Origin of the sequence: Streptomyces sp. NPDC057694, assembly GCF_042799415.1 — a bacterium.
In the GTDB taxonomy this organism is placed as follows: domain Bacteria; phylum Actinomycetota; class Actinomycetes; order Streptomycetales; family Streptomycetaceae; genus Streptomyces.
In genome coordinates, this window is record NZ_JBHVIX010000001.1 from 211,304 (window position 1) to 234,467 (window position 23,164).

Here is a 23,164-nt window from a genome sequence, read left to right on the forward strand (position 1 = left end):
AACAGCCAAAGTGAGCAATAGCGGTCAGAATCTGCGTGCTATTGCCGCTCCTCGCGCGAATGAGCACAGTGAGAAGGTCAGTTGAGTACTGCATTGAGGATCTGGCATGTCTCACTCCTTCACGGAATTCACCCCGCAGGACGCCCTTGAGGCCAGTCAACGTCTGGTGGCCCGGCGCCGGGGTGTGCCGATGTACGTGTCCCTGCGTTCGGCGTCGGCCCCGGACGACGCGGCAACCGGCCGGGGCGATACGTCGACCGGTTCCCCGCACCCGGCCGACGTCGAACTGGCGGAAGCCTTCTCCGTGGCGCGCTCGCGACTCGAAGCGCCGGGTGAGGAGGAGACCTTGATACGGGCTTTGCAGGCACTCGCGTATGCGGGGCTGGGGCCCGATCGCGTCCCGCCCTCCGCATCCACACCGGCCGGCCGGACGCCCACCACACCCCTGTCCACATCTCTGCCCGTGCCCCTGTCGGCCGATCCGGGTATCAGCGCCCGCGGCACCGAGTCCGACCTGCGGGACGGCCACTTCCTCCGCGTGGTCAACTACCACAACACTCCGGCCAGTTGGAAGGACGAGCTGGTCGCCGAGTTGCGCGGATACGCGAAGGACTTCGAGACCGTCGACGTCGCCGATCTCGAACGCTTCGCGGAGACCGGCCTGTGGCACAAGGAACGGCCCGGGCTGCTGCCCGTGTTCTACGAGGGCTACCGGGACAACTACGACGTCGCGGCGGCCGCGTGCGAGGAGGCCGGGGTCATCGGGTGGTTCTTCGTCTGTACGGCCTTCGTGGACACACCGGTCGACGCTCAGTACGACTACGCACTCGCCCATCGGATCAAGCTCGTTCCGGAGAATCCGCGCGGGGAACGGCTCGCCATGTCGTGGGACGAGATCGCCGATCTGCACCGGCGCGGCCACGTGGTCACTCCGCACACCGCCTCCCACGCCCTCGCCCGTAAGGTGCTGGCGCCCGAGGACATCGAGCGAGAGGTCGTCGAGCCGAAGCGGCTCATGGACCAGGCCACCGGCGGTTCCGCGTTGTGCACCGCCTGGTTGGAGGGCACCTCCTGGACCGGTGAGACGGCTGCCGACCGTGCCCTGGTCGAGGCCGGATACCGCTTCGTCTTCAGTAACACCATGGTGCAGCGGCTGCCCTCCTGACCACGGCAGAGCGGGCCGGCACACCGTGCCGGCCCGCTTCCTCACCGCCGTAGCCCTACCCGATGTACTGGATCATGGTGTTGCCGAACTGGTAGCGGTAGCCGGCCTCGCGCAGTGCCGCGTCCACCGCCGGGTTCGCCCCGTACGGCGTCCCCCACAAGAAAGCCGTGCTCGCGGCGTCCTGGCCGGTGACCGCGTCCATCCGGCGCTTGGGCTCGACGATCTCCCGCTGGAAATCAAGGTCCGTGTGCAGGGCGGCGGCCTCGGCGTGGTTCGCGGTGTGCGGGGTGACCACGTGCCGTCGGCTGAGTTCGGCGACGTCGTCCCACGTCATGGCGAGCCGCTCGCCCTTCTCGTTCTCCCGCACCAGGTCGATGTCGTGGGCGTTGGCGTAGTCGTACTGGTCGGCGACGGGCACGTCCAGGAACGCCGTGCAGATGAAGAACCAGGCGGTCAGGCCCGCCTCCTCGGCCAGTGGCGCGGCGACCTCGGCGTTGTTGCGGTAGCCCTCGTAGAAGACCGGGATGACTCCGGGGCGGCTCTTGTGCCAGCGGCCGGTGGACCGGAACAGGTCGAGGTCGTCCAAGGTGACGGCCGAGAAGTGCTCCGCGAGTTCGTGCAGTTCACCGCGGATCTTGTCCGTGTCGGCGTGCGGGGTGTTGTGGTAGTTCACCACGCGCACGTACTGGCCGGATCGCAGGGCCTGCTCCTGGCCGTCGAAGGACGGCAGTCGGGTGCGGGAGTGCGTGTTCATCGCCGGGTCTCGTCCTTCTGTGCGGCGGGGGCCTGCTGTGCGGCAGGGCTCTGAGGTGTGAAGTGGGCGGCCCCCATGACCTGGAGGACTTCGATCAGTGCGGGTTCGGCGTCGTCCGGGGCCTCGGGGACGAGGGCGCCCCGGTAGTGCCGGAGCAGCCCGGCGAGTTCCTCGCCCTCCGCGTCCGCCGGTGCCGCTTCCTGCGGCTGGGCGCTGTCGCGCGAGGGGACCTGGAGGGCCAGGAACATCGGGATGCCTTCGCGTTCGAGGACGCGCTCGCCGAGTTCGGTGAGAAGGGCGCGGGGGTCTGGGACGGGTTCATGACGGGGCGCGGGGGTGGTCACGCTCGTAACTCCTGTGACGTCGTGGTGCTGGTGGGTCTGTCCGTGCTCAGAGGGCGGCCGGGGCGGGGGCGAGGAGCCGGAGCCTTTCCTCCGTGGCCGCGGCCACTGCCTCGCGGCCGGCCGAGAGGTAGCGCCGGGGGTCCACCCCGGTGTACTCGTCGAGGCGGGCGCGGACGGCCCGGGTGAAGGCCGCGCTCAGGTGCGTACCGAAGTTGATCTTCCGCATGCCGTGGGTGATCGCCGACCGGAGGGCGTCGTCCGGGACGCCGGACGAGCCGTGCAGGACGAGCGGTACGTCGACGGCGTCGCGCAGGCGGGCGATGAGGTCCTGGTCGAGGGACGCGGTGCGTTCGGTCATCGCGTGGGAGCTGCCGACGGCCACCGCGAGTGCGTCGATCCCTGTGGCGCGTACGTAGTCGGCCGCTTCGGCGGGGTCGGTGCGGGCGGTGGCGGAGTGGACGCCGTCCTTGCCGCCGATCTCGCCCAGTTCGGCCTCGACCCATATGCCGTCGTCGTGGAGGCGGGCGGTGATCGCGGCCGTCCTGGCGACGTTCTCGGCGTGCGGCAGTCGGGACGCGTCGAACATGACCGAGCCGCAGCCCAGTTCCTTTGCGCGCAGGACGAGTTCCTCGTCCTCCACGTGGTCGAGGTGCAGGGCCAGCGCAGCCTCGCTACGGCGTGCGATCGCGCCCGCGGCGGCGAGCAGCGGGGCCGGATCGCCGCCGTGGTAGCGGACGGCGTTGTGGCTGACGGCGATGACGGCCGGTGCGTGCGCGGCCTCGCAGGCCTGGGCGACGGCTTCGGCGTGCTCCAGGGTCACGATGTTGAAGGCGAGGACCGCGGAGCCTTCGCGCACGGCGTGCTCCACCAGGTCGGCGGTGGGGACTAGGGGCATGGGGCACCTCTGTAGAGCGATGGGTTCTGGGTCGTGTCAGGCCTAGGCGTGGATGACGGTGCTGCCGCATGCGTCGAGGGCTTGGCACACCGGGTGTTCGGGGCCCGCGTCGGTGACCAGGGTGGCGACGCGTTCGAGTGGTGCGAGGCGGACCGGGCCGCGGCGGCCGAGCTTGGAGTCGTCGGCGAGGACGACGACGCTGCGGGCGGCGGCCAGCAGGGCGCGGTCGGTCTGGGCCTCGTCGACGTGGGCTCCGGTGAGTCCCGCGTCGACGTCGAGGCCGAACGCGCTGGTGATGATGTGGCCGATCTGCAGTTCGTGCAGGGCGTGCTCGGTGAGGTGGCCGAGCAGGGACTGCTCGCGGTGGCGCAGGACGCCGCCGAGCACGATGACGTCGACGTTGGCGGTGGCCGACAGGGCTTGGGCGATCGGCAGTGCGTTGGTCACCACGGTGAGGCCGCGCCGCTCCCCCAGCCTGGCGGCGAGGGCTTCGGTCGTGGTGCCGCCGCTGATGAGGACCGTGCTGTGGTCGGGGATCAGGCGCAGGGCGGCCGCGGCGATCCGGCCCTTCTCCTCCAGCTGGGTCGACGCCCGTTGCGGCTGCTCGGGTTCCGAGGCGCCGTCCACGGTGGTGGCGCCGCCGTGCACGCGGCGCAGCATGCCTTGCAGTTCGAGGTCGCGCAGGTCGCGGCGGACCGTGGAGGCGCTGATGCGCAGCAGGTCGGAGAGCTCTTGGACGTTGACCGTGCCGCGGCGCCGCAGCCGGGTCAGTACGGCGTGCCGGCGCTGGGGGGCGAGGAGGTACTCAGTAGCCACGGGTCCGGTCCACCAGGTTGATCAGTTCGCGTCCTGCGAGGAAGCGCTCCACGTTCGCGCTGACCAGTTCGAGGGTCTGCTCCTCGTAGTCGGGGGCGAAGCCGGCGACGTGGGGCGTGAGGATGACGCCGGGTTCGGTCCACCAGTGGTGGTCGGCAGGGAGGGGTTCCTCGTCGAAGACGTCGAGTGCGGCGCCCGCGATGCGGCCCGAACGGAGTCCGGTGCGCAGGGCGTGTTCGTCGACGATGCCGCCGCGGGAGACGTTGATGACCATCGCGCCGTCCTTGAGGGCGTCGAGCGCGGCGGCGTCGATCATGCCGCGCGTCTCGTCCGTCAGCGGGCAGGTGACCACGAGGTAGTCGCAGCGGTTCATGAAGGCGTGGAGCGCGTCGGGGGTGTACAGCTCGGCCTCGCCCGAGCCCTCGGCGGGGCTGCCGAAGAACTCGCCGGCGCGGGTGCTGCGGCCGCGCTTGAGGCCGAGCACGGTCATGCCGAACTCCCCGGCGAGGCGGCCTATTTCGCGGCCGATGCGGCCGTAGCCGACGACGCCGACGGTGGCGCCGCGCAGCCGGCGGGGCATGAGGGTGTTCCACCGTTCGCTCAGCGAGGGCCACTTGCCGCTGTGCTGTACCTCGATGGCGCGGGGCAGCCGGTGTGCGAGGCCGAGCAGCATCATCATCACGTACTCGGCCATCGGGACCGGCGAGATGCCGCCGATGGAGGTGAGCGGCACCGGGAGGTCCCATACGGCGGTGTCCTTGAGGTGGTCCGCGCCCGAGGTGTCGAGCTGGATCCAGCGCAGGTCCGGTGCCGCGTCGGGGGTGTTCGGGAAGACGGCACCCGTGTGCAGGATCTGCGTCCGGCGCCACACCTCGTCGGGCACGTCCGCCGGGGAGGCGGCGGGCACCTGTGTGACGGTGAGTCCCGGGTGGCTCGCGCGCAGCCGGTCGAGCCACCAGTCGGGGAAGGAGAGGGTGCTCAGGTAGTGGACGGGGGAGGGAGAGGTCACTTGATTCCCGATCGTGCGAAGCCCTGGACGAAGTACTTCTGGAAGCAGAGGAAGAGAACGACCATGGGCAGTACGGAGATGAGCGCGAGCGCCATGATGGCGCCGTAGTCGGCGGTGTACTGGCCGTTGACGAACTGCATGCCGACGGCGAGGGTGTACAGCCGCTCGTCCTTGAGGACGGTCAGTGGCCAGGCGAAGTCGTTCCACTGGTAGAGGAACGTGAGCAGCGACAGCACCGCGATGAGCGGCTTGCACAGCGGCAGGACGACGGTGAAGAACGTGCGCAGCTGTCCGGCGCCGTCCATCCGCGCGGCCTCGATGACCTCGTCGGGGATGCCGAGCATGAACTGCCGGGCGAGGAAGACCCCGAAGGCCGTGGAGGACGCGGGGACGATGACGGCCCAGAAGCTGCCGAACATGCCCAGGGCGCTGACGAGTTTGAACTGCGGCACCATCAGCACCTGCACGGGCACGGTCATCGTGCTGAGCATGACGAGGAAGAGCAGGTTGCGGCCGCGGAAGCGCAGCTTCGCGAAGGCGTATCCGGCCAGCAGGTTGCAGGAGACGGTGATGAGGACGACCAGGCAGGTGATGACGGTCGAGTTCATCGCCCAGGTGCCGACCGGCAGGCGGAACACGCGGCGGAAGTTGTCCAGGGTCGGCGCGCTCGGCCAGAAACGCAGCTGCGAGGTGTGCAGGTCGGCGATGGGTGAGAAGGCGACCAGGATCATCCAGAACAGGGGCAGGGCCATGGCCAGGGCGATGACGACGGCTGCCGCCACGCGCAGGTGGCGGGCGCGGTCGCGTCGTCTCGGTCGGGTCGTTCCGGGGAGTCGGGCGGAGGAGGTGACGGACATCGGTGTCCTTAGGAGAGGGGTGTCCTTAAGGGAGGGGGCGGGAGGGCGTGGGGGTCAGCCGACCGTGTCCCTGTTGCGGCTGAAGCGCCACTGAAGTGCCGTGAAGATCATGACGATGACGTAGAGGACGATGCCGATGGCGGCGGCGTAGCCCTGCTGGCGTCCTTCGAAGCCGTTGCGGTACGCGTAGGTGATCATGACGTCGGTGGCGTGTCCCGGTCCGCCGAGGGTCATCACGTAGACGGTGTCGAAGACTTGGAACGAGTAGATGACGTTCATGATGAGCAGGAAGAACGTCGACGGGCCGAGCAGCGGGATCGTGATGTTGCGCAGGCGCTGCCAGGGTCCGGCGCCCTCGACCTCGGCCGCCTCGTACATCTCGGGTGAGATGCCCTGGAGGCCGGCCAGGTAGATGACCATGTTGAAGCCGACGCGCATCCACAGGGTGATGAGGACGACGGAGAGCATGGCGGTGCTGCCGCTGGTCTGCCAGGGCGCCGCGGGGAGATCGAAGACGGCGAGCAGTTTGTTCAGGAGGCCGATGTTCTGGTCGAACATCAGGGTGCCGATGAGGGCGGTGGCGACGCCGGAGATGACCATCGGCAGGTAGACGAGGGTCCGCCACAGCGGGCGCGCGGGCATCACCTTGTTGAACAGCAGGGCGACGCCGAGCCCGAGCGCCATCTCCACCGGCACGGTCGCCACGCAGAAGACGCCGGTGTTCAGGACGGTGCGCCAGAAGACCGGATCACCGGCCAGCTGGCGGTAGTTGGCGAGTCCTGCCCAGGTGGGCGACGCGAGTCCGGTGCTGTACTGGAAGCTCAGCACGAGGGCCATGACCAGCGGGACAAGCAGGAAGACCGTGACCAGGATCAGGTTCGGGCCGAGCGTGCAGTAGGCGGTGAGTGTTTCGCGGAAGCGCGCCGCTCTGCGAGCGCGCGGCGGGGGCGGGGCGGTCACCGGGGTGGGCGGGCGCAGGTCGCGCGGTGGCGAGGCGGTGGTGGCCATGGCAACTCCTGTGTGCGGTAGGGAGGGCCTTACGCGGAGGCCAGCGCGGTCCGGGTGGATGCGGCGATGTTCCGGAGCGTCACCTCGGCGGGCTGCCGGTTGACGAAGGCGGCCTCGAGTTCGTCCTGGAGCGCCGAGTTGATGCGGCCGAAGCCGGGGATCGCGACCTGTTCGGTCATGCCCGGGGTGAGGGCCGTCGCCTGCTCCGCGTACACGGGCATGAGGTCGGGCCGTACCGCGTAGTCGAGGGGCTGGGTGAGCAGGGAGCTGCGGGTGGGCAGGACGACGGTCTGCTCGCAGAAGCGGGCCATGTTCTCCTCGTTCGCGAGGAACTTGAGGAAGTCGGCGGCGAGTTCGGGGTTCTCGGTGGTGCGGGTGGCGACCACCGCGTTGCCGCCGAGGTCGGTGGCCGCGGTGCGGCCGCGCGGCTGGAACGTGACGCCGTACAGGTCCTTGTCGATCGCCGGGTCGATGGTGGGCAGGAGGAAGTCGCCGGCGAAGCTCATGGCGACGGTGCCCGCGGTGAACAGGGAGTCGGGGTAAGCCGCACTCTTCACCGAGCTGTTGGGCGGGACGAAGCCCTGCCGGAAGAAGTCCTGCGTGAAGCGCAGGGCGCGCAGACCGGCCGCGGATTCGATGGCGGGCGCCGTGAGGCTGTCGTCGAGGAGCCGGCCCCCCGCCTCCCACAGCCACGTCAGCCAGCGGAAGGCGCCGGTCTGCTGCCAGCCGTAGACGAAGGGGTAGACGCCGTGCAGCTTCTTGCGCAGTCGTGCGCATATCTCGCTGAACTCGTCCCAGGTCCACGCCTCGTCGAGCGAGGTGGGCACCGAGGTGATGCCCGCCTTGTGGAACATGTCCTTGCGGTACAGGACTGCCGTGGTGTCGGTGTGGTGGGGAACGGCGTACGGCTTGCCCTCGTGGCAGACCGCCTTCCACAGCGCGGGCAGGAACGCGTCGCGCTCCTTGTCGCCGAAGTAGGGGCTGAGGTCGAGGAGCTGGCCGCTGGCGCTGTACATCCCGAGGTTCGCGTAGTCGCAGCGGAACAGGTCGGGGGCGCGTCCGCCGGCGAGCAGCGCGTCCATGTTCGTGTACATCTGCTGGTAGGACTCCAGCCGGATCTGCACCCGGATGCCCCGGTGGAGCCGTTCGTAGGCGCGGGCCAGGGCCTGGAAGGCCGCGATCTCGGTGTCGGCCCCCCACAGCGAGAAGGTGAGCGTGTCCGCTCCTGCCGAGCCGGTGCTGGAGGGCGAGAAACCGGACCGGCGGGCGAAACCGACCGCTCCGGCACCCGCCACAGCGGCACCCAGCACGGCTCGTCTGGCGACAGCCATCGTGCACAACCTCCGTCGTCAAGGGGGAGATTCGGCCGCGTAGGCCTTGATGCCTGCTTTTTAGTCGCACCGGCCAAGGTCAGTCAATAACAAGCAAGACTTGATTTTTATTGCTCGTTTTTTCTTGACGGGTGCTGGGGGCGCGCTTAGCCTCGGCCCGGCGACCGGCCTGTTCCGGCGCCGCTACCTGCACATTTCAGAAGGAGCCCACGTATGCCCGTGATCCAGGTGACCGCGCCGAAGGCTTCCGGCGACGGGGACGACGCGGCGCGGCTGAAGCACCTGTGCGGTGAGGTCGCGACGGCGCTCGGGCTGCCGCCCTCCGGGGTTGTCGCGGTGCTCTGTGAGGCCGCTCTGACCAGCACGGGCGACGGGGTCGTGCCCGCGTGGCCGCTGGCCGTGGTGCACGGATCCGACCGCGGACAGGATGCGACGCGGCGGGCCCTGGCCGCGGCGGCGACAGCACTGGCCGAGGGCTGGGGCGTTCCGCGTGCGGAGGTCTGGGTCGAGTGGGCGGGCTCGCGGACGGCGGGAGACTGACCGGGTCCGCTCAGACCTGCACGACGTCCACCCCGGCGGCGCGCAGCGACCGCAGCTCGTCCTCGGGTGCCGAGGCGTCGGTGATCACCCGGTACAACTGGCCCGCGGGAGCCACCCGGACCGGGCCGGAGCGGCCGAACTTCGAGCCGTCGACCAGGGCCGTGATCCGCCGGACGCGGGAGAGCAGCCAGCGGTCGGTCTCCGCCTCGTCCACGTGCGCGCCGCTGATCCCGGCGTCCGTGATCCCGTACGCGCCCACGAACGCCTCGTCCACCTGGAGCTCCTCCAGCGCCTGGCGGGTCAGGTGGCCGAGCAGGGACATCTCCCGGTGGCGCAGATATCCGCCGAGCACGACGGTGCTGATGTCCTCGAACTGAGCGAGTTCACCGGCCAGGTGCAGCGAGTTGGTGACGACGGTCAGTCGCTCGATGCCGTCGAGCAGCGGCACCATCGCGGCCGTGGTCGTGCCGCCCGTGATGAGGATCGTCGCGCCGGGGGCGATGTGCTCCACGGCGGCGCTCGCGAGCTTGCTCTTCTCCCAGGAGGCGAATCCGCTGCGCTGCGGACGGTCCGGCTCGTCGGCCTGGACGGCCTCGGCCATCGCGCCGCCGTGGGTGCGGTTCAGCAGGCCTTGGGCCTGCAGGGCGGACAGGTCCCTGCGGATCGTCGACGGGCTGACGTCCAGGCGCTCGGCGAGCACGCCCACATGGGCGACGCCTTCCGCGCGCACCACGTGAAGCAGCCTCTTCCTTCGCTCGGCGCCCAGCATGGCCCGGTCCCACTTCCTCTCGGCATGGGTGCGCCGGCCGACTCGGCCTCGGCACCCGCGGATTCCTCGGCCGGCGGTGGTCCGGCGGCCGCACGGGGAAGCTTACTGGCGTTGCTCAGTCCTGCCAGAAGTTGACGCCGTTCCGTGCGACGGATGCGACACCTACGGCCATGTCGGCCATGTCGGCCATGACAGTCCGTCATGGGGTTCAGTCGTCGCGTTCGGTCATCGCGTTCGGTCATCGCGGTCGCGACGACCAGGGGCGGACGGTGCCGAGCACCGCGTTCCGGTCGACCGGGGCGTCCAGCAGGGCGAGGGCGGCGGCGGAGATCTCGTCGGGGGTGTGCCACCGCGCCGCCTGTTCTCCTTCATGCCAACCGAGTACGAGCATCCTTGCCGCGACTCCCGAACGGGCCTGCGCGGGAAGGTCGTTCGGCGTCCACTCCCCCGCGTCCGTACCGGGTTCGGTCGGCACCGCCCATTCGCTCGTCGCGAGGACGACGACCGGCCCGGGGACGACGGCACCCACGAGATCCGCCAGCGCGCCGGGCGGCACGGCGGGGGCGTACACCACGGCCCCGGTCAGCGGTGCGCGCTCGGCAGCGGCGCGCAGGACCGCGCCGACGTCAGGTGCTGTCACGTCCGCGACGAGCGGGGTGACGAGATCCGGGTACTCATCGGCGAGCTCGCGCAGATCGGCCGCGGAGCGGGCGACAGCCGTCACGGACACGGCCCGCTCGCTCAGCGCGGTGACGGCGGGGCGCAGGATGCGGGTCGCTCCGACGACCAGCACCTGTCCACCCTTTGACGTCGGGGCATGGGGCTCTGGCGCGTTCTGTTCAGGCATAGTCTCGACCTTCCAATGGGGTGGGAGCCGTTTTGCCGCCATCATCGCGCACTCTTGCTCACTTCTGCTCATTGACGCTTGTTAATGGGAGTGAATAGGCTGCCGATGTGGCGCTCCGGGCCGATGGCTCCGGATGGCGCCGATGTTCTCGTTGCCCGGCCCTGAAGGTGTCCCATGGCTGCTTCTCCTTCCCCCTCCCTCCGCGTCGCGTCACCTCCGGTCTCCCGGGGCGGCATCGGTCTTGCGCAGGGGAGATACGGCGTCCGCGGGAACCTGGAACTCGTGCTCTGCGACGAACAGGACGGGCTGTGGGTGCTGTGGTTCAACAGTGACCCGCAGGACACGGCTGCCGAACCGGGTGGGCCGCCGCCCGGCGAGTGGAGCGGCGGACTGCGCTTCGCGGCAGGCAGGCGGTACGACGAGGTCGGCGTGGTGCAGAGCCGCCACGGCCCGCACCATCTCGAACTCGTCGCCCGCTCCGGTGACTCGTCGCACCGACTGCGCTGGAGCCCCGAGGCCGCGTTCACCACGGAACCGCCCCCGCCGAGCGGCCCCGCCGGCGCCGTCCCGCTCACGGAGACCGCGCACGGCGTCCTGTGGACCGGCGTGCTCGGAACCGACGGCGAACCGCGCGTCCTGCGCGCGGACACGTCCGCGTATCCGCACCTCGCCTGGTCCGACGACACACCGGCGCACGCCCTTCTCACCGACTCCCGCTGGACCGCGATGGCCCTGGTGGCGGTCCCGGACGCGGCGCGCCCCGGAATCGTCCTGGTGGGGGACCGTGAAGGCCTCTACCTCTCCCCCACCGGGGACACCCAACCGGTCTCGGCGGGAACGGTCGCGGCCGCGGCCCCCGGCCTCGACGGCGTACGGGTGTACGTGTGGTCCGAGGGCCCGTGGCTGGATGTGCTCATCCCCGGTCACCCCGGCCGGGCACGCCGTCTGCCGCTTCCGGGATCAGGAGAGGTGACCGGCCTCGCCGCGACGCCGGTCTCCTATGAGCCGGGACGTACCGATCTCGTCGTACGGCGCGGTGGTCAGCTCTGGCATCTGCGGGACACCGGCGCCGATGGCACCGAGTTCGTCGCCACAGCGCTCATGAGCAGACTGACGACGGTGCCCGGAGACGAAGTGCGCCCCGTCCACAGAGGCTGAACCCCTGCCCCATGGTGGGCACCACCGACTCGCCAACCCTCTTCGGCTCAGTGATGAGACCCGATCAGTGAAGAGACCAGAGGATTCATCATGCGCATTCTCATAGTCGGCGCCGGAGGCGTGGGCACCGCCGCCGCCGCGATCGCCGCCCGACGCTCCTTCTTCGACCACTGCGTGATCGCCGACTACGTCCTCGACCGTGCTGTGCGGGCGGCGGAGGCCACCGACGACGCCCGTTTCGTCGCCGCCCGGATCGACGCCTCCGACGAGGACGCCGTCGTCGCGCTGCTGCGTGAGCACCGCTGCGACGTGCTGCTGAACGCCACGGACCCGCGGTTCGTCATGCCCTTGTTCCGTGCGGCGCTGGCCGGCGGCGCCCATTACCTCGACATGGCGATGTCGCTGTCCCGCCCCCACCCCGACCGCCCGTACTCCGAGACCGGCGTGATGCTCGGCGACGAGCAGTTCGCCCTGGCGTCCGAGTGGGAGAGCGCCGACCGCCTCGCCCTGGTGGGCATCGGCGTCGAGCCCGGCCTCTCCGACGTGTTCGCCCGCTACGCCGCCGACAACCTCTTCGACAGCATCGAGGAGATCGGCGTCCGCGACGGCGCCAACCTGACGGTCGACGGCTACGACTTCGCCCCCTCGTTCTCCATCTGGACGACGATCGAGGAGTGCCTCAACCCGCCGGTCGTGTGGGAGAAGGACCGCGGCTGGTTCACCACCGAGCCGTTCTCCGAGCCGGAGGTCTTCGACTTCCCGGAGGGGATCGGCGAGGTCGAGTGTGTCAACGTCGAGCACGAGGAGGTTCTGCTCATCCCGCGCTGGGTGGACGCCCCGCGTGTGACCTTCAAGTACGGCCTCGGGCAGGAGTTCATCGACGTCCTGCGCACCCTGCACAAGCTCGGCCTGGACCGCACCGAGAAGGTGCGCGTCGGAGACGTGGAGGTGTCCCCGCGTGACGTCGTCGCCGCCTGCCTCCCCGACCCGGCGGGCCTCGGTGACCGGATGCGCGGCAAGACCTGCGCCGGGACCTGGGTGAAGGGCGTCCGCGACGGCGCTCCGCGCGAGGTGTACCTCTACCACGTGGTCGACAACGAGTGGTCGATGGCGGAGTACGGCTCCCAGGCCGTGGTCTGGCAGACCGCGCTCAACCCGGTGGTCGCCCTCGAACTGCTGGCGGGCGGCCAGTGGAAGGGCAGCGGAGTCCTCGGCCCCGAGGCCCTGCCCGCCGAGCCGTTCCTCGGTCTGCTGGAGGAGTACGGAGCGCCCTGGGGCATGCGCGAGCAATAGCCGGCGGACGTGCGGCGGTCCCACGCCTGATAGAGGACCGCCCCATGCCTCCCGCCCTGCCATCTGAACCACGCGCGGGTCAAAGGCCGCACCCGTCCCCGCGCCCGCACCCCCACGCTCGAAGGAGTCCGTGTGAAGACCGCCGCCCCCGAGACCACCGTCGCCGATAGCGTCCACGACCCGTCCGTGCCGCAAGGCGCAGCCCACACGTATCGCGAGATCCGCCAGCAACCTCGCCTCTGGGCAGACATGGCGACGCGGCTGACCGAGCAGCGCGACTCCCTCGACGCGTTCCTGGCACCCTTGCTCGCCGAACCGCGGCTGCGGATCGTCCTCACGGGCGCCGGCACCTCCGCGTACGCCGGGCAGATCGCGCGTTCGGCGCTGGCGAGAGCCACCGGCCGCACGGTCGAGGCCCTCGCGACGACGGACATCACGGCCGACCCCACGGCGTGCTTCGAGGAGAGCGACCGTCCGACGCTACTGGTCTCCTTCGCACGTTCCGGCAACAGCCCCGAGAGCCTCGCCGCGACGCAGATCGCCGACCAGCTTCTCGACCGCTGCGCCCATCTCGTCATCACCTGCAACGCGGACGGCTCGCTGGCCGCACGCCATGAGGGCCGCGCGGACTCCTACGTCCTTCTGACGCCGCCGGAGTCGGAGGACCAGGGCTTCGCGATGACGTCGAGCCTGACGTGCATGCTTCTCGGGGCCCTCCGGGCGCTCGGCGGCGACCATGTCCGCGGCCTGGACGACTGCCCCGCCGCTGCGGCGTCCCTGCTGTCCGGCGATGTCACCGACCGCGTCGCCGAACTCACCGGTCGCGGGGCCGACCGCTTCGTCTATCTCGGCAGCGGCGCGCTGCACGCCCTCGCCGGCGAGTCGGCGCTCAAGCTGCTGGAGCTGACCGGCGGCGCGGTCACGTCGCTCTCCGACTCGTCGCTCGGCTTCCGGCACGGCCCCAAGGCGTTCCTCACCGAGCGGACAGCGGTCGTCGTCTACGTGTCGAACGACCCCTACACGCGCCAGTACGACCTCGACATCTTCCGTGAGATGAGCGCCGCGCTGCCCGCCGGGCACGTGGTGGCGGTCGCGGCCCGGCCCGACGGTCTCCCCGCGGACCGCACCTGGCTGATCGACGGCATGGCCGGCGCGGACGACGCCGCGCTGGCGCTGCCCGCCGTGCTCTGCGCCCAACTCGTGGCGCTGAACGCCTCGCTGGCCTGCGGGGTACGGCCCGACAACCCGTTCCCCGACGGCGAGGTCAACCGGGTCGTCCAGGGCGTCACGATCCACCCCCTGCCCACGCGCTGAACCCGTCGGAAGGAAAGCACGCCATGTATCTCGGAGTCGACGGCGGCGGCACGAAGACGGCCTTCACGATCGTGGACGCCTCCGGCGCCGTGCTCGGCACGGCCGACGGGCCGTCCACCTCGCCCGCGCTCGGGGAGCACGGCATGGACACCGCGCGGACCGTGCTGCGCGACGGCGTCACGGCCGTCTGCCGACAGGCGGCCACCGACCCGACGCGGCTGACGTACGCGTACTTCGGACTGCCCGCGCACGGTGAGTCCCCGCGCCTCACCGAGGCACTGGACGTCCTTCCCGCGCAGGTCCTCGGCCACGACCGGTACGCCGTCGGCAACGACATGATGTGCGGCTGGGCCGGATCACTCGGACTCGCCGACGGCATCAACGTGATCAGCGGCACGGGCTCGATGGCGTACGGCGTCCTGCGCGGGCGGGAGGCACGCACCGGCGGCTGGGGCGAGCTCTTCGGCGACGAGGGCTCCGCATACTGGATCGCCGTCCAGGGCCTGAATCTGTTCACACGTATGAGCGACGGCCGCACGCCTCCCGGCCCCCTGCACGCCGTCCTCCGGCGCCGTCTCGCACTCGACAGCGACCTGGAACTCGTCGACGTCATGCTCCTGGGCCGTCCCGACCGCACCGCCGTCGCCGCGGTGAGCCGGTACGTTTCCGTGGCCGCGGCGGAAGGCGACGCGCAATGTGCGCGTGTCCTCGCCCGGGCCGGAGAGGAACTGGCCGCACTCGCCCGCGCCGCCCGGCACTCACTGGCGGCCACGCCCGACGAGGTGGTCCCCGTCTCCTGGTCGGGCGGCGTGTTCATCGAGGAGCGCGTACGCGAGGCGTTCACCGACGCACTCGCTTCCTTCCCGGAGCCGTACGACGTCCGCCCGCCGCTCGGCACTCCCGTGGTCGGCGCGGCGCTGCTCGCCGCCCGGCTCGCGGGTGAACCGCTGAAGTGGCACCCCGCGCACACCGGCTGAGCGGCCGCCGCACCCCCTACTTCAACCGCTCCGCCGCCCCTCCCCCGGGACGGGCGGCCGGACGCACCCGAAAGGACAAGTTCGTGTCAGCCAGCAATCCCGACCGACGCTCCCTCGTGCTCATCGGCGCCGGCAGCGCCGTCTTCACCCGCGGCCTGCTCGCCGATCTGATCGGTGCGGACGACCTCGGCTCCTGGGAGATCCGGCTCGTCGACGTCAACCCCGAGGCACTCTCGATCACCGCCCGCCTGGCCGAGCGCATGGTCGAGGCGCGCGGTGCCGAGAAGCGCATCACCGTACGGTCGTCGACCGACCGGCGCAGCGAACTGCCCGGCGCGGACTACGTCGTCACCTGCGTGGGCGTCGGCGGGCGGCCCGCGTGGCAGACGGACCACGAGATCTGCCAGCGGCACGGCGTCTTCCAGCCGGTCGGAGACTCGGTGCTGCCCGGCGGGATCTCCCGGCTGCTGCGCACCACGCCCGTGATGGTCGACATCGCGCGCGACATCGTCGAACTCGCCCCCGACGCCTACTTCTTCAACTACAGCAACCCGATGACCGCCAACATCCAGGCGATGACCCGCTACGCGGGCGCCGAGGTCATCGGCCTGTGCCACGGCATGCACCATGTGCAGCGCGAACTCGCCGCGTTCGCGGGGCTGCCGTTCGAGGAGACGTCGACGCTGTACGCGGGGATCAACCACCTCACGTTCATCTACGACTTCCGCCACCGCGGCCAGGACGCGTGGCCCGTCGTACGGGAGCGGATGGAGCGGGAACTCGCCGAGCCGGCCCACCCGGACGACATCGGGGCCATCTGGGAGAACGGCAAGGCGTGGCACAACCCGTTCTCCTGGGAGTTCTTCCGCACCTACGGCGCGTATCCGGCGGCCAACGACCGGCACGTCGTGGAGTTCTTCCCGGAGCGCTGGGCGAGCGGCGACTACTACGGCAAGAAGCTGGGCGTCGACGCGTTCTCCGTGCCGGAGATCCTCGCCTGGGGCGAGGACCGCTACCAGTCGATGCGCACGCAGGCCGAAGGGGACGCGCCGCTCGACGAGTCCGCGTTCGACCGGTCCACCGGTGAGCAGGAGCAACTCCTGGCGATCATCCGGTCGATCACGTTCGACCGGCGGGAGATGTTCTCGGTCAACGTACCGAACCGGGGCAGCGTCCCTGGCCTGCCGGACGGGGCTGCCCTGGAGATTCCGGCCGTGGCCACGGCACGGGGCCTGCGTCAGCTGCGCGTCCCGGACCTGTCGGCGCCGCTGACCGCGATCCTTGCCCGGCGCCTGGCGCCCGTGGAGCTGGCGGTCGAGGCCGCGATGACGGGCGACCGCGACCTGGCGGTGGAGGCCGTCATCGCCGACGGCGCGGTCACCGACCGGGACGCGGCCGCAGCCCTGACGGACGAACTGCTCCGGGCCCAGAGCCGTTTCCTGCCCCGCTTCACCTGACACCGCCCGCACACCGAGACGAGCCTGGAGAGACTGTGAAGATTGCCCGAGTGCGGTACGAGGGCCGGGTCCTGGCGGCCCGGGTGGACGGGGACACCGTGTTCCCCGTCGTGGCGGAGGACCAGCGGCACATGTCCGACGCCGTGCGCGATCTGATCGCGGACGGGACGGCCGAGGACACGCTGAGCGCCGACGTGGCGGGGGTGCCGCTCGCCGACGTGGAGCTGCTCAGCCCGCTCGCCGCCCCGCAGAAGATCATCTGCATCGGCCTGAACTACGCCGACCACATCCGTGAGACCGGCCTGGACACCCCGAAGGTTCCGCTGGCGTTCGTCAAGACCGCACACTGTCTGACCGGCCCCACCGCCGCCGTCCGCGTGCCGCGCGGCACAACTGAGCAACTGGACTGGGAAGCCGAACTGGCCGTCGTCATCGGCCGCACCGCGCGCGACGTGAGCGTCGAGGACGCGTCGTCGTACGTCTTCGGCTACACCGTGGCCAACGACGTCTCCGCGCGGGACGCGCAGTTCTCCGACGGGCAGTGGTTCCGCGGCAAGAACTTCGACGACTTCTGCCCGCTCGGCCCGTGGATCGTCACCGCCGCCGACGTACCGGACCCGCAAGGCCTGGCCATCGCGGCATGCGTCAACGGCGAGACCGTGCAGGACAGTTCGACCAAGGAGATGATCTTCGGCGTGGCCGAGACCATCGCCTACCTGTCCCGGTACATGACGCTGTACCCCGGCGACGTCATCGCCACGGGTACCCCGCACGGCGTCGGCATGGGCCGCGAGCCGCAGTTGTGGCTGCGCGACGGGGACGTCGTGGAGGTCGAGGTCGAAGGCATCGGCCTGCTGCGCAACCCGATCCACGTCACCGACTGATCCACGTCACCGACCGACGGCGGCAGGACCTGCCGCCGTCCCGTGCGGCCTCCTCCGCCCCACCCCCGGCCGGAGGAGGCCGCCACCCCGACTTCGCCCCTCGACCTCGCCATTGACTTCGCGACGAAGGAGCCGCAATGAACATCGCCGACGACCCCGACCGCGCACCGGCCCGCTCGCACCTGTACGCCATGGGCCTGAGCGACGAGGAGATGCGGCGGCCGACCGTCGGCATCGCCTCGACCTGGACCGGGACGATGCCCTGCAACCTGACGCACCGTGACCTGGCACGCCACGTCGCCACGGGCGTGCGCCGGGCGGGCGGTCAGCCCATGGAGTTCAACACCATCGCCGTCTCGGACAACCTGACGATGGGCACGCCCGGCATGCGGGCCTCACTGGTCAGCCGGGAGGTCATCGCCGACTCCATCGAACTCATGGGACGGGCCCACCAGTTCGACGCGATGGTCTGCATCGTCGGCTGCGACAAGACCGTGCCCGCCGCCATGATGGCGATGGCGCGGCTCGACATCCCGTCCGTGCTCCTCTACAGCGGCAGCATGATGCCGGGCACGTGGCGCGGCCGTGAGGTGACCATCCAGGACATGTGGGAGGCCCTCGGCGAGCGGGCCGTCGGGCGGGTCAGCCAGGAGGACGTGGACGATCTCGCCCGGCACGCCTGCCCGGGTGCCGGGACCTGCGCGGCGCAGTACACGGCGAACACGATGGGCACCGTCGCCGACTTCCTCGGCCTCGCGCCCTTCGGTGTCGGAGACATCCCCGCCACCGCGCGGGAGAAGACGACCGCGGCCGAACGCGTCGGCGAACTCGCCCTCGACGTGCTCTCCCGCGACCTGCGCCCGTCCGCGATCCTGACGGAGGACGCCCTCCACAACGCGATCGTCTCCGTGGCCGCCATGGGCGGTTCCACGAACGCCGTCCTGCACCTGCTCGCCATCGCCCGCGAGGCCGGGATCGACCTGCCCATCGACCGGATCGGCGAGGTGTGCCGCCAGGTCCCGATCATCACGGCCCTGAAACCCGCAGGCCCCTACACGGCCGCGGACCTGTGGCGGGCCGGCGGCACCTCGCTCGTGGCTGCCCGGCTGCTGGAGGCGGGCGTGCTGCGCGACTCGGTGACGCTGGTCGACGGCCGCTCACCGTCGGACGTGGCCTCCTCGGCCACCGAGACGGAAGGACAGGCGGTCGTCACGTCGGTGAAGTCACCGGTGAAGCCGGCGGGCGCGCTCGCCATCCTGCGCGGCTCGCTCTCCCCGGACGGCTGTGTGCTGAAGCTGGGCGGGCGCCCCGACTTCGTACGCCAGGGCCCCGCGCGGGTCTTCGACTCCGAGGAGGAGTGCTTCGAGGCCATCCAGGGCGGCCGGATCGCCGAGGGCGACGTGGTGATCGTCCGCTACGAGGGTCCGGCCGGCGGTCCCGGCATGCGGGAGATGCTGTCGATCACCGGGGCCCTGGTCGGTCAGGGGCTCGGCGACTCGGTCACCCTGGTCACCGACGGACGGTTCAGCGGCGTCTCCCGCGGCCTGGTCATCGGCCATGTCGCCCCCGAAGCCTGGGCGGGCGGCCCCATCGCGCTCGTGGAGGACGGCGACACAGTGATCGTCGACTCCGCCCGCAACGCCCTCGACCTCGCCGTCACCGCCGAGGAACTGGCCGAACGCCGGACCCGCTGGACGCTTCCCGCACGCCCTCTGGAGCGCGGGGTCCTCAGCAAATACGCGGCGGCCGTCGGTTCGGCGTCGGACGGAGCGGTGACGTCGTGACGGCCTGAGGCGGGCCGATGTGGGGATCGTCTCGGTGCCGCGTGCCTGGTCGGGTGCGCCGCACCGAGGCGATGTTGATAATCTGCGCCGATGAACGAGGTGTTGGACGAAGGACCGTTCTTCCACGGGACGAAGGCCGATTTGCGGGTCGGAGAACACCTCACCGCCGGTTTCCGTTCCAACTACCGGCCCGAAGTCGTGATGAACCACATCTACTTCACCGCATTGCGCGACGGCGCGGGTCTCGCCGCCGAACTTGCCGCCGGTGACGGTGCCCCGCGCGTGTACGTGGTCGAACCGACCGGGGAGTTCGAGAACGATCCCAACGTCACCGACAAGAAGTTCCCGGGAAATCCCACCCGCTCCTATCGCAGCAGGGAACCTCTTCGGGTCGTCGGCGAGGTCACCGACTGGACGCGACAGACACCCGAGGCTCTCCAGATGTGGCGGGACCGGCTGGCCGCGATCCGCGTGGACTCCCGCGCCGAGATCATCAACTGAAGGCTGCCTCGGAGGCACTCTGGGTGCGCTCTCGCGTCGGTCACCGTAGCCCCGACGAGCCCTGCTCGTTGGACGACCATGAGCGAACACAATGACGCGCGGGACGCCGGCCGTGCCCTGCGCACCTCTCGTACCACCGGGCCCACCTTCACCTCCGCCCTCGACCAATTGCGCGCACCCCTTCCGCGGCTGCCCGCGCAGGATCGTTCCACTGGGATCAGGCAGCGTCGACGCAACGAGGCCGTCGCGGCCCGTCTGAGGGCCGCTGTCCATCTGGGCCGGCTGCTCGCCGCCCACTCCACGGCCGAGCTGGAGGAGGCGATCGGAGCGTGCGCCCGGCACCGGCTCACCGACGCCTACGAGCAGCTACGGGTCGGTACCGTGTCACTGCGTGAACTGCCCGAGCCTGTGCGCCAGCTGCGCGCGGCGCGTCCCCACTGGTGGGGTCTGTCCGAGAGCTGACCGTCGCCGGGACGGAAGCGACAGGACGGAACCGATGAGGACCGGTGCCCGCCAGATACGTGTCCGGCAGGCACCGGTGCCTCGAGCGGGCAGGCTAGTCCTGCCGACGGCCACCGAGGTGCGTGGCGAAGAAGCGGTCGACGTCGAGGTGCAGGTCACGGTTGTTCTTCGGGTTGACGAAGCTGTGCCCCTCGTCGCCCATGACCATGTACTCGACGGCCACCCCGTGGGAGCGCACCGCCTCGACGACGCGGTCCGACTGGCTGCGCACGACGCGCGAGTCGTTGGCCCCCTGGACCACCATCAGCGGCGTACGGATCCGGTCCACGTGAGTGAGCGGGGAACGGGCGCGCATGTCCGCCTCCTGCTCCGGGTCGTCGGGGTCGCCGACGAATCGGAACCAGTTGTTCGCCAGCGACGGCCGGGTGAACTTCGGCAGGCTGCGCAGGAAGTCGGGCAGATCGGAGACTCCGACGAGGTCGACGGCCGCCGCGAACAGGTGCGGTGTGAAGGTGACACCGACCAGCGCGGCGTACCCGCCGTAGGAGGCGCCGAAGATGCCGACGCGCTCCGGATCCGCGTACCCCTCCCCCACTGCCCAGTTCACTCCGTCCACCAGGTCGTCGTGCATCTTCCCGGCGAACTCGCCGACCGCGGCCTGGGTGAACGCCTTGCCGTAGCCGGTCGAGCCGCGGAAGTTGACCTGGAGCACGGCGTAGCCGCGATTGGCCAGCAGTTGGGCCACCGGGTGGTACCCCCAGCTGTCGCGTGCCCAGGGACCGCCGTGCACCAGCAGCACCATGGGCAGGCGCACCGGATCGATGCCGACCGGCAGCGTCAGGTACGAGGGAAGGGTGAGTCCGTCACGGGAGGTGAGGGTGACGGGGCGCATCGGGGCGAGGGTGTCGGGTGCGAGGTGCGGGAAGGGCCTGAAGAGAAGGCGGCTCTCACCTGTGCGGTGGTCGTAGAGGTAGGTGCGTCCCGGGTCCCGGTCGTGGGTGAAGGCGGCGACCCAGAGCTGTCCGCTCTCGTCGCTCGACAGCGTGCTCAGATCGCCGTCGCACAGGGCGTCGAGCCGTTCCAGGACCGCGGCGAAGTGCGGGTCGAGGGCGTGGATCTCCTGGCGGGCCCCGAGGTAGCGTGCGCCGATCAGCTCCCCGGTGCGTCGGTCGAGGATGAGCGGCGGGGGCAGCGTGGGGAAGACCTGCGCGCGGGTGTCGAGGTCGAGCCGGGGGTGGCTGTCGGCCTCCGTCTCCGTCCCGGTGGTCAGGTCCAGGCGGACGACGCCGGTGAGGTCACCGTCCTGGTGGGAGCCGATCCACAACCCGGTGCCGTCCGGGGTCGCCTGAACCGGGTAGATGCCGTAGGGCAGTTCACTGTTGTCGAACTCTTTGATCGTGTCGGTGGGACCCTGCTCCGCGTCCCATCCGGTGAGCAGCCGTGCGCCGCTCTCCGCGCGGACCAGCGCGTACAGCTCGCCGGTGCCGGTGTGGATCCAGTCGTCGATCCGGCCGTTGTTCTGTGCGAGGAGAGTCAGCTCGGCGGTGGCGATGTCGAGTTCGTACAGGTCGAACTCGGCGGGGTCGCGGCTGTTGAGCCGGAGGATCGCGCGTCCGGGTCTGTCGGGGGCCGCCTGCTGGTAGCCGGCGGCACGGACCCCGGGCGGGAAGGGCGTCAGGTCGAGCGCCGGGGCCTCGGGGTCGTTCAGGTCCACGCGGTAGAGGTGCCAGCACTCGTCGCCCTCGCCGTCCTGCTCGTAGAGCAGCCACCGGGGGTCGTCGGTCCAGTGGTACGTGTGCACACTGCGGTGGGCGTCGGTGGTGACGGGGTGTGCGTCCGGCGGTCCGTCGAGGTTCTCGGTCCAGACGTTGAGGTGGTCCTTCCACGGGGCGAGGTAGGCGATCCTGGTGCCGTCCGGGGAGATCGTCGCCCGGGTGCGCTCGGGCGGCCGGAAGAACTCCTCGACGGTGATGAGGCGCGGCAGCGGCATGCTGTGTCCTTCGGAAATGGTGTGTCCTTCAGAAGGGTGGGGGGACGTGCGCCCGGCGGGGCCGGGCGGGTGCCGGGCAGCGGGCGGTGGGTCAGGCGCGGGGCGCGGGGCCCTGCGTCCGGACGCCGCCGGTCCCGAAGCGCAGGGTTCGCTCGTCCTGCGCGAGCGGAGCCGGGGCGGGGGCAGCCGTGGCCTCGGCCTGCTCCAGGGTGGCGAGGCGCTTGCCCGAGCGGCGGGCCGCCCACACGACGACGAGCAGGGCCAGGGCGAGCAGCGGGTAGCCCATCGCGATCTTCGCCACGGCCAGCCAGCCGGTGGAGTCCGCGTCGTACAGCCACTGCTGCACGACGAAGCGGGCGGCGAAGACGGCGGTCAGCGCGAGGGTGGCGATGTCGTAGTAGCGCACGGAGGGCTTGTCGCGCAGCCAGCGGGAGCCGGCGCTGTTCAGTGCGCCCCAGACGAGACCGGCCAGCGGTCGGCGTACGGCCACGGACAGGAGGAAGAGGCCGCCGAGCACCAGGTTCGACCAGATGCCCAGCAGAAAATAGCCCTTCGCGGAACCGGTCTTCCAGGCGACGAAGGAGGCGACGGCGACGCCGAACAGGCCGGAGATCGCGGGCTGGAGCGGTTCTTTGCGGATCAGTCGCAGCACGGTGATGCCCACGGCGACGGCGAACGCGACGATGATCGCGGCGGTCAGGCCTGCGGAGGCATTGGCGACCACGAACGCCACGACGGGCAGGGTGGTGTAGACGAGCCCCGTGGGGCCGCCCATCTGTTCGAGGGCGGTCGGCTTTTCCTTGGTCTCGGATGCTTCGCGTGCGGTGTCAGTAGCCATGATCGGGCAACTCCGTTCATCCATTGACGGGTTCGCTCTGTTGACGGGTTCGCTCTGTATGCGGGTCGGTGACGGACACGGCCGGCAGTGGTGGCGATCGTGTCCCGGTCTTCTGGGCCTGTCCCCGAACCGGCACCACATGCGCCGTGTTCGCTGATTGGCATCAAGTGC

Annotated in this window: 23 protein-coding genes; 11 read left to right on the forward strand and 12 right to left on the reverse strand. The window is 70.6% G+C overall.

The window, feature by feature from the left end:
• Positions 1-106: 106 nt before the first annotated feature.
• Positions 107-1,165, forward strand: a complete 1,059-nt coding sequence (locus tag ACFVDP_RS01070; protein ID WP_383481202.1) for a polysaccharide deacetylase family protein — start codon at positions 107-109, stop codon at positions 1,163-1,165.
• Positions 1,166-1,220: 55 nt separating this feature from the next.
• Here the strand turns inward: ACFVDP_RS01070 and ACFVDP_RS01075 are convergent, their stop codons facing one another.
• The 8 genes from ACFVDP_RS01075 to ACFVDP_RS01110 are packed head-to-tail and all read right to left on the reverse strand — an operon-like array spanning position 1,221 to position 8,179.
• On the reverse strand, positions 1,221-1,919 hold the full coding sequence (locus ACFVDP_RS01075) for a polysaccharide deacetylase family protein (RefSeq protein WP_383481205.1): 699 nt from the start codon (positions 1,917-1,919) through the stop codon (positions 1,221-1,223).
• A complete protein-coding gene (locus ACFVDP_RS01080) occupies positions 1,916-2,263 on the reverse strand; it encodes a hypothetical protein (protein ID WP_383481208.1) in 348 nt (115 codons plus the stop codon). Before ACFVDP_RS01080 ends, ACFVDP_RS01075 begins: the two co-directional genes overlap by 4 nt.
• Before the next feature lie 46 nt (positions 2,264-2,309).
• Positions 2,310-3,158, reverse strand: a complete 849-nt coding sequence (locus ACFVDP_RS01085) for a class II fructose-bisphosphate aldolase (RefSeq protein WP_383481211.1) — start codon at positions 3,156-3,158, stop codon at positions 2,310-2,312.
• A gap of 42 nt (positions 3,159-3,200) precedes the next feature.
• Positions 3,201-3,974, reverse strand: a complete 774-nt coding sequence (locus ACFVDP_RS01090) for a DeoR/GlpR family DNA-binding transcription regulator (protein WP_383481213.1) — start codon at positions 3,972-3,974, stop codon at positions 3,201-3,203.
• Positions 3,964-4,983 (reverse strand): D-2-hydroxyacid dehydrogenase, encoded by a 1,020-nt coding sequence (locus tag ACFVDP_RS01095; RefSeq protein WP_383481216.1) that lies wholly within the window; start codon positions 4,981-4,983, stop codon positions 3,964-3,966. The genes ACFVDP_RS01090 and ACFVDP_RS01095 overlap by 11 nt, the downstream gene beginning before the upstream one ends.
• Positions 4,980-5,840 (reverse strand): carbohydrate ABC transporter permease, encoded by an 861-nt coding sequence (locus ACFVDP_RS01100; RefSeq protein WP_383481218.1) that lies wholly within the window; start codon positions 5,838-5,840, stop codon positions 4,980-4,982. The genes ACFVDP_RS01095 and ACFVDP_RS01100 overlap by 4 nt, the downstream gene beginning before the upstream one ends.
• Before the next feature lie 54 nt (positions 5,841-5,894).
• Positions 5,895-6,848: a carbohydrate ABC transporter permease gene (locus tag ACFVDP_RS01105; protein ID WP_383481221.1), complete on the reverse strand. Its 954-nt coding sequence runs from the start codon at positions 6,846-6,848 to the stop codon at positions 5,895-5,897.
• Positions 6,849-6,877: 29 nt separating this feature from the next.
• Complete coding sequence (locus ACFVDP_RS01110) at positions 6,878-8,179, reverse strand: ABC transporter substrate-binding protein (RefSeq protein ID WP_383481224.1); 1,302 nt, start codon at positions 8,177-8,179, stop codon at positions 6,878-6,880.
• 213 nt (positions 8,180-8,392) lie between these two features.
• On the opposite strand from ACFVDP_RS01110, the gene ACFVDP_RS01115 reads away from it, so the two are divergent.
• Entirely contained in the window at positions 8,393-8,719 is a 327-nt protein-coding gene (locus ACFVDP_RS01115; protein WP_383481227.1) for a hypothetical protein, read from the forward strand.
• A 10-nt stretch (positions 8,720-8,729) separates the two neighbouring features.
• On the opposite strand, the gene ACFVDP_RS01120 is transcribed toward ACFVDP_RS01115, so the two are convergent.
• A complete protein-coding gene (locus ACFVDP_RS01120; RefSeq protein WP_383481231.1) occupies positions 8,730-9,488 on the reverse strand; it encodes a DeoR/GlpR family DNA-binding transcription regulator in 759 nt (252 codons plus the stop codon).
• Between the two features lie 238 nt (positions 9,489-9,726).
• Entirely contained in the window at positions 9,727-10,281 is a 555-nt protein-coding gene (locus ACFVDP_RS01125) for a hypothetical protein (protein ID WP_383481234.1), read from the reverse strand.
• Between the two features lie 228 nt (positions 10,282-10,509).
• On the opposite strand from ACFVDP_RS01125, the gene ACFVDP_RS01130 reads away from it, so the two are divergent.
• The 9 genes from ACFVDP_RS01130 to ACFVDP_RS01170 all read left to right on the forward strand — a co-directional run bounded on the left by ACFVDP_RS01130 (position 10,510) and on the right by ACFVDP_RS01170 (position 20,165).
• Positions 10,510-11,493, forward strand: a complete 984-nt coding sequence (locus ACFVDP_RS01130) for a hypothetical protein (protein WP_383481237.1) — start codon at positions 10,510-10,512, stop codon at positions 11,491-11,493.
• 90 nt (positions 11,494-11,583) lie between these two features.
• A complete protein-coding gene (locus ACFVDP_RS01135; RefSeq protein ID WP_383481240.1) occupies positions 11,584-12,786 on the forward strand; it encodes a saccharopine dehydrogenase family protein in 1,203 nt (400 codons plus the stop codon).
• A gap of 132 nt (positions 12,787-12,918) precedes the next feature.
• Positions 12,919-14,100: an SIS domain-containing protein gene (locus tag ACFVDP_RS01140; protein ID WP_383481243.1), complete on the forward strand. Its 1,182-nt coding sequence runs from the start codon at positions 12,919-12,921 to the stop codon at positions 14,098-14,100.
• A gap of 23 nt (positions 14,101-14,123) precedes the next feature.
• Complete coding sequence (locus ACFVDP_RS01145; RefSeq protein ID WP_383481246.1) at positions 14,124-15,077, forward strand: N-acetylglucosamine kinase; 954 nt, start codon at positions 14,124-14,126, stop codon at positions 15,075-15,077.
• Positions 15,078-15,160: 83 nt separating this feature from the next.
• On the forward strand, positions 15,161-16,534 hold the full coding sequence (locus tag ACFVDP_RS01150; RefSeq protein WP_383481249.1) for a hypothetical protein: 1,374 nt from the start codon (positions 15,161-15,163) through the stop codon (positions 16,532-16,534).
• A 35-nt stretch (positions 16,535-16,569) separates the two neighbouring features.
• Positions 16,570-17,418 (forward strand): fumarylacetoacetate hydrolase family protein, encoded by an 849-nt coding sequence (locus tag ACFVDP_RS01155; RefSeq protein ID WP_383481251.1) that lies wholly within the window; start codon positions 16,570-16,572, stop codon positions 17,416-17,418.
• Between the two features lie 137 nt (positions 17,419-17,555).
• Positions 17,556-19,202, forward strand: coding sequence for a dihydroxy-acid dehydratase (ilvD, locus tag ACFVDP_RS01160; protein WP_383481254.1), 1,647 nt, complete (start codon positions 17,556-17,558; stop codon positions 19,200-19,202).
• 90 nt (positions 19,203-19,292) lie between these two features.
• Entirely contained in the window at positions 19,293-19,703 is a 411-nt protein-coding gene (arr, locus tag ACFVDP_RS01165) for an NAD(+)--rifampin ADP-ribosyltransferase (protein WP_383481257.1), read from the forward strand.
• A gap of 78 nt (positions 19,704-19,781) precedes the next feature.
• Complete coding sequence (locus tag ACFVDP_RS01170; protein ID WP_383481260.1) at positions 19,782-20,165, forward strand: hypothetical protein; 384 nt, start codon at positions 19,782-19,784, stop codon at positions 20,163-20,165.
• Positions 20,166-20,259: 94 nt separating this feature from the next.
• Here the strand turns inward: ACFVDP_RS01170 and ACFVDP_RS01175 are convergent, their stop codons facing one another.
• Both ACFVDP_RS01175 and ACFVDP_RS01180 read right to left on the reverse strand, forming a co-directional pair.
• The gene (locus ACFVDP_RS01175; RefSeq protein WP_383481263.1) at positions 20,260-22,155 is read right to left on the reverse strand and encodes a S9 family peptidase; all 1,896 of its coding nucleotides are present in this window, start codon (positions 22,153-22,155) and stop codon (positions 20,260-20,262) included.
• 91 nt (positions 22,156-22,246) lie between these two features.
• Entirely contained in the window at positions 22,247-22,993 is a 747-nt protein-coding gene (locus tag ACFVDP_RS01180; RefSeq protein ID WP_383481266.1) for a DUF3159 domain-containing protein, read from the reverse strand.
• Positions 22,994-23,164 lie beyond the last annotated feature (171 nt).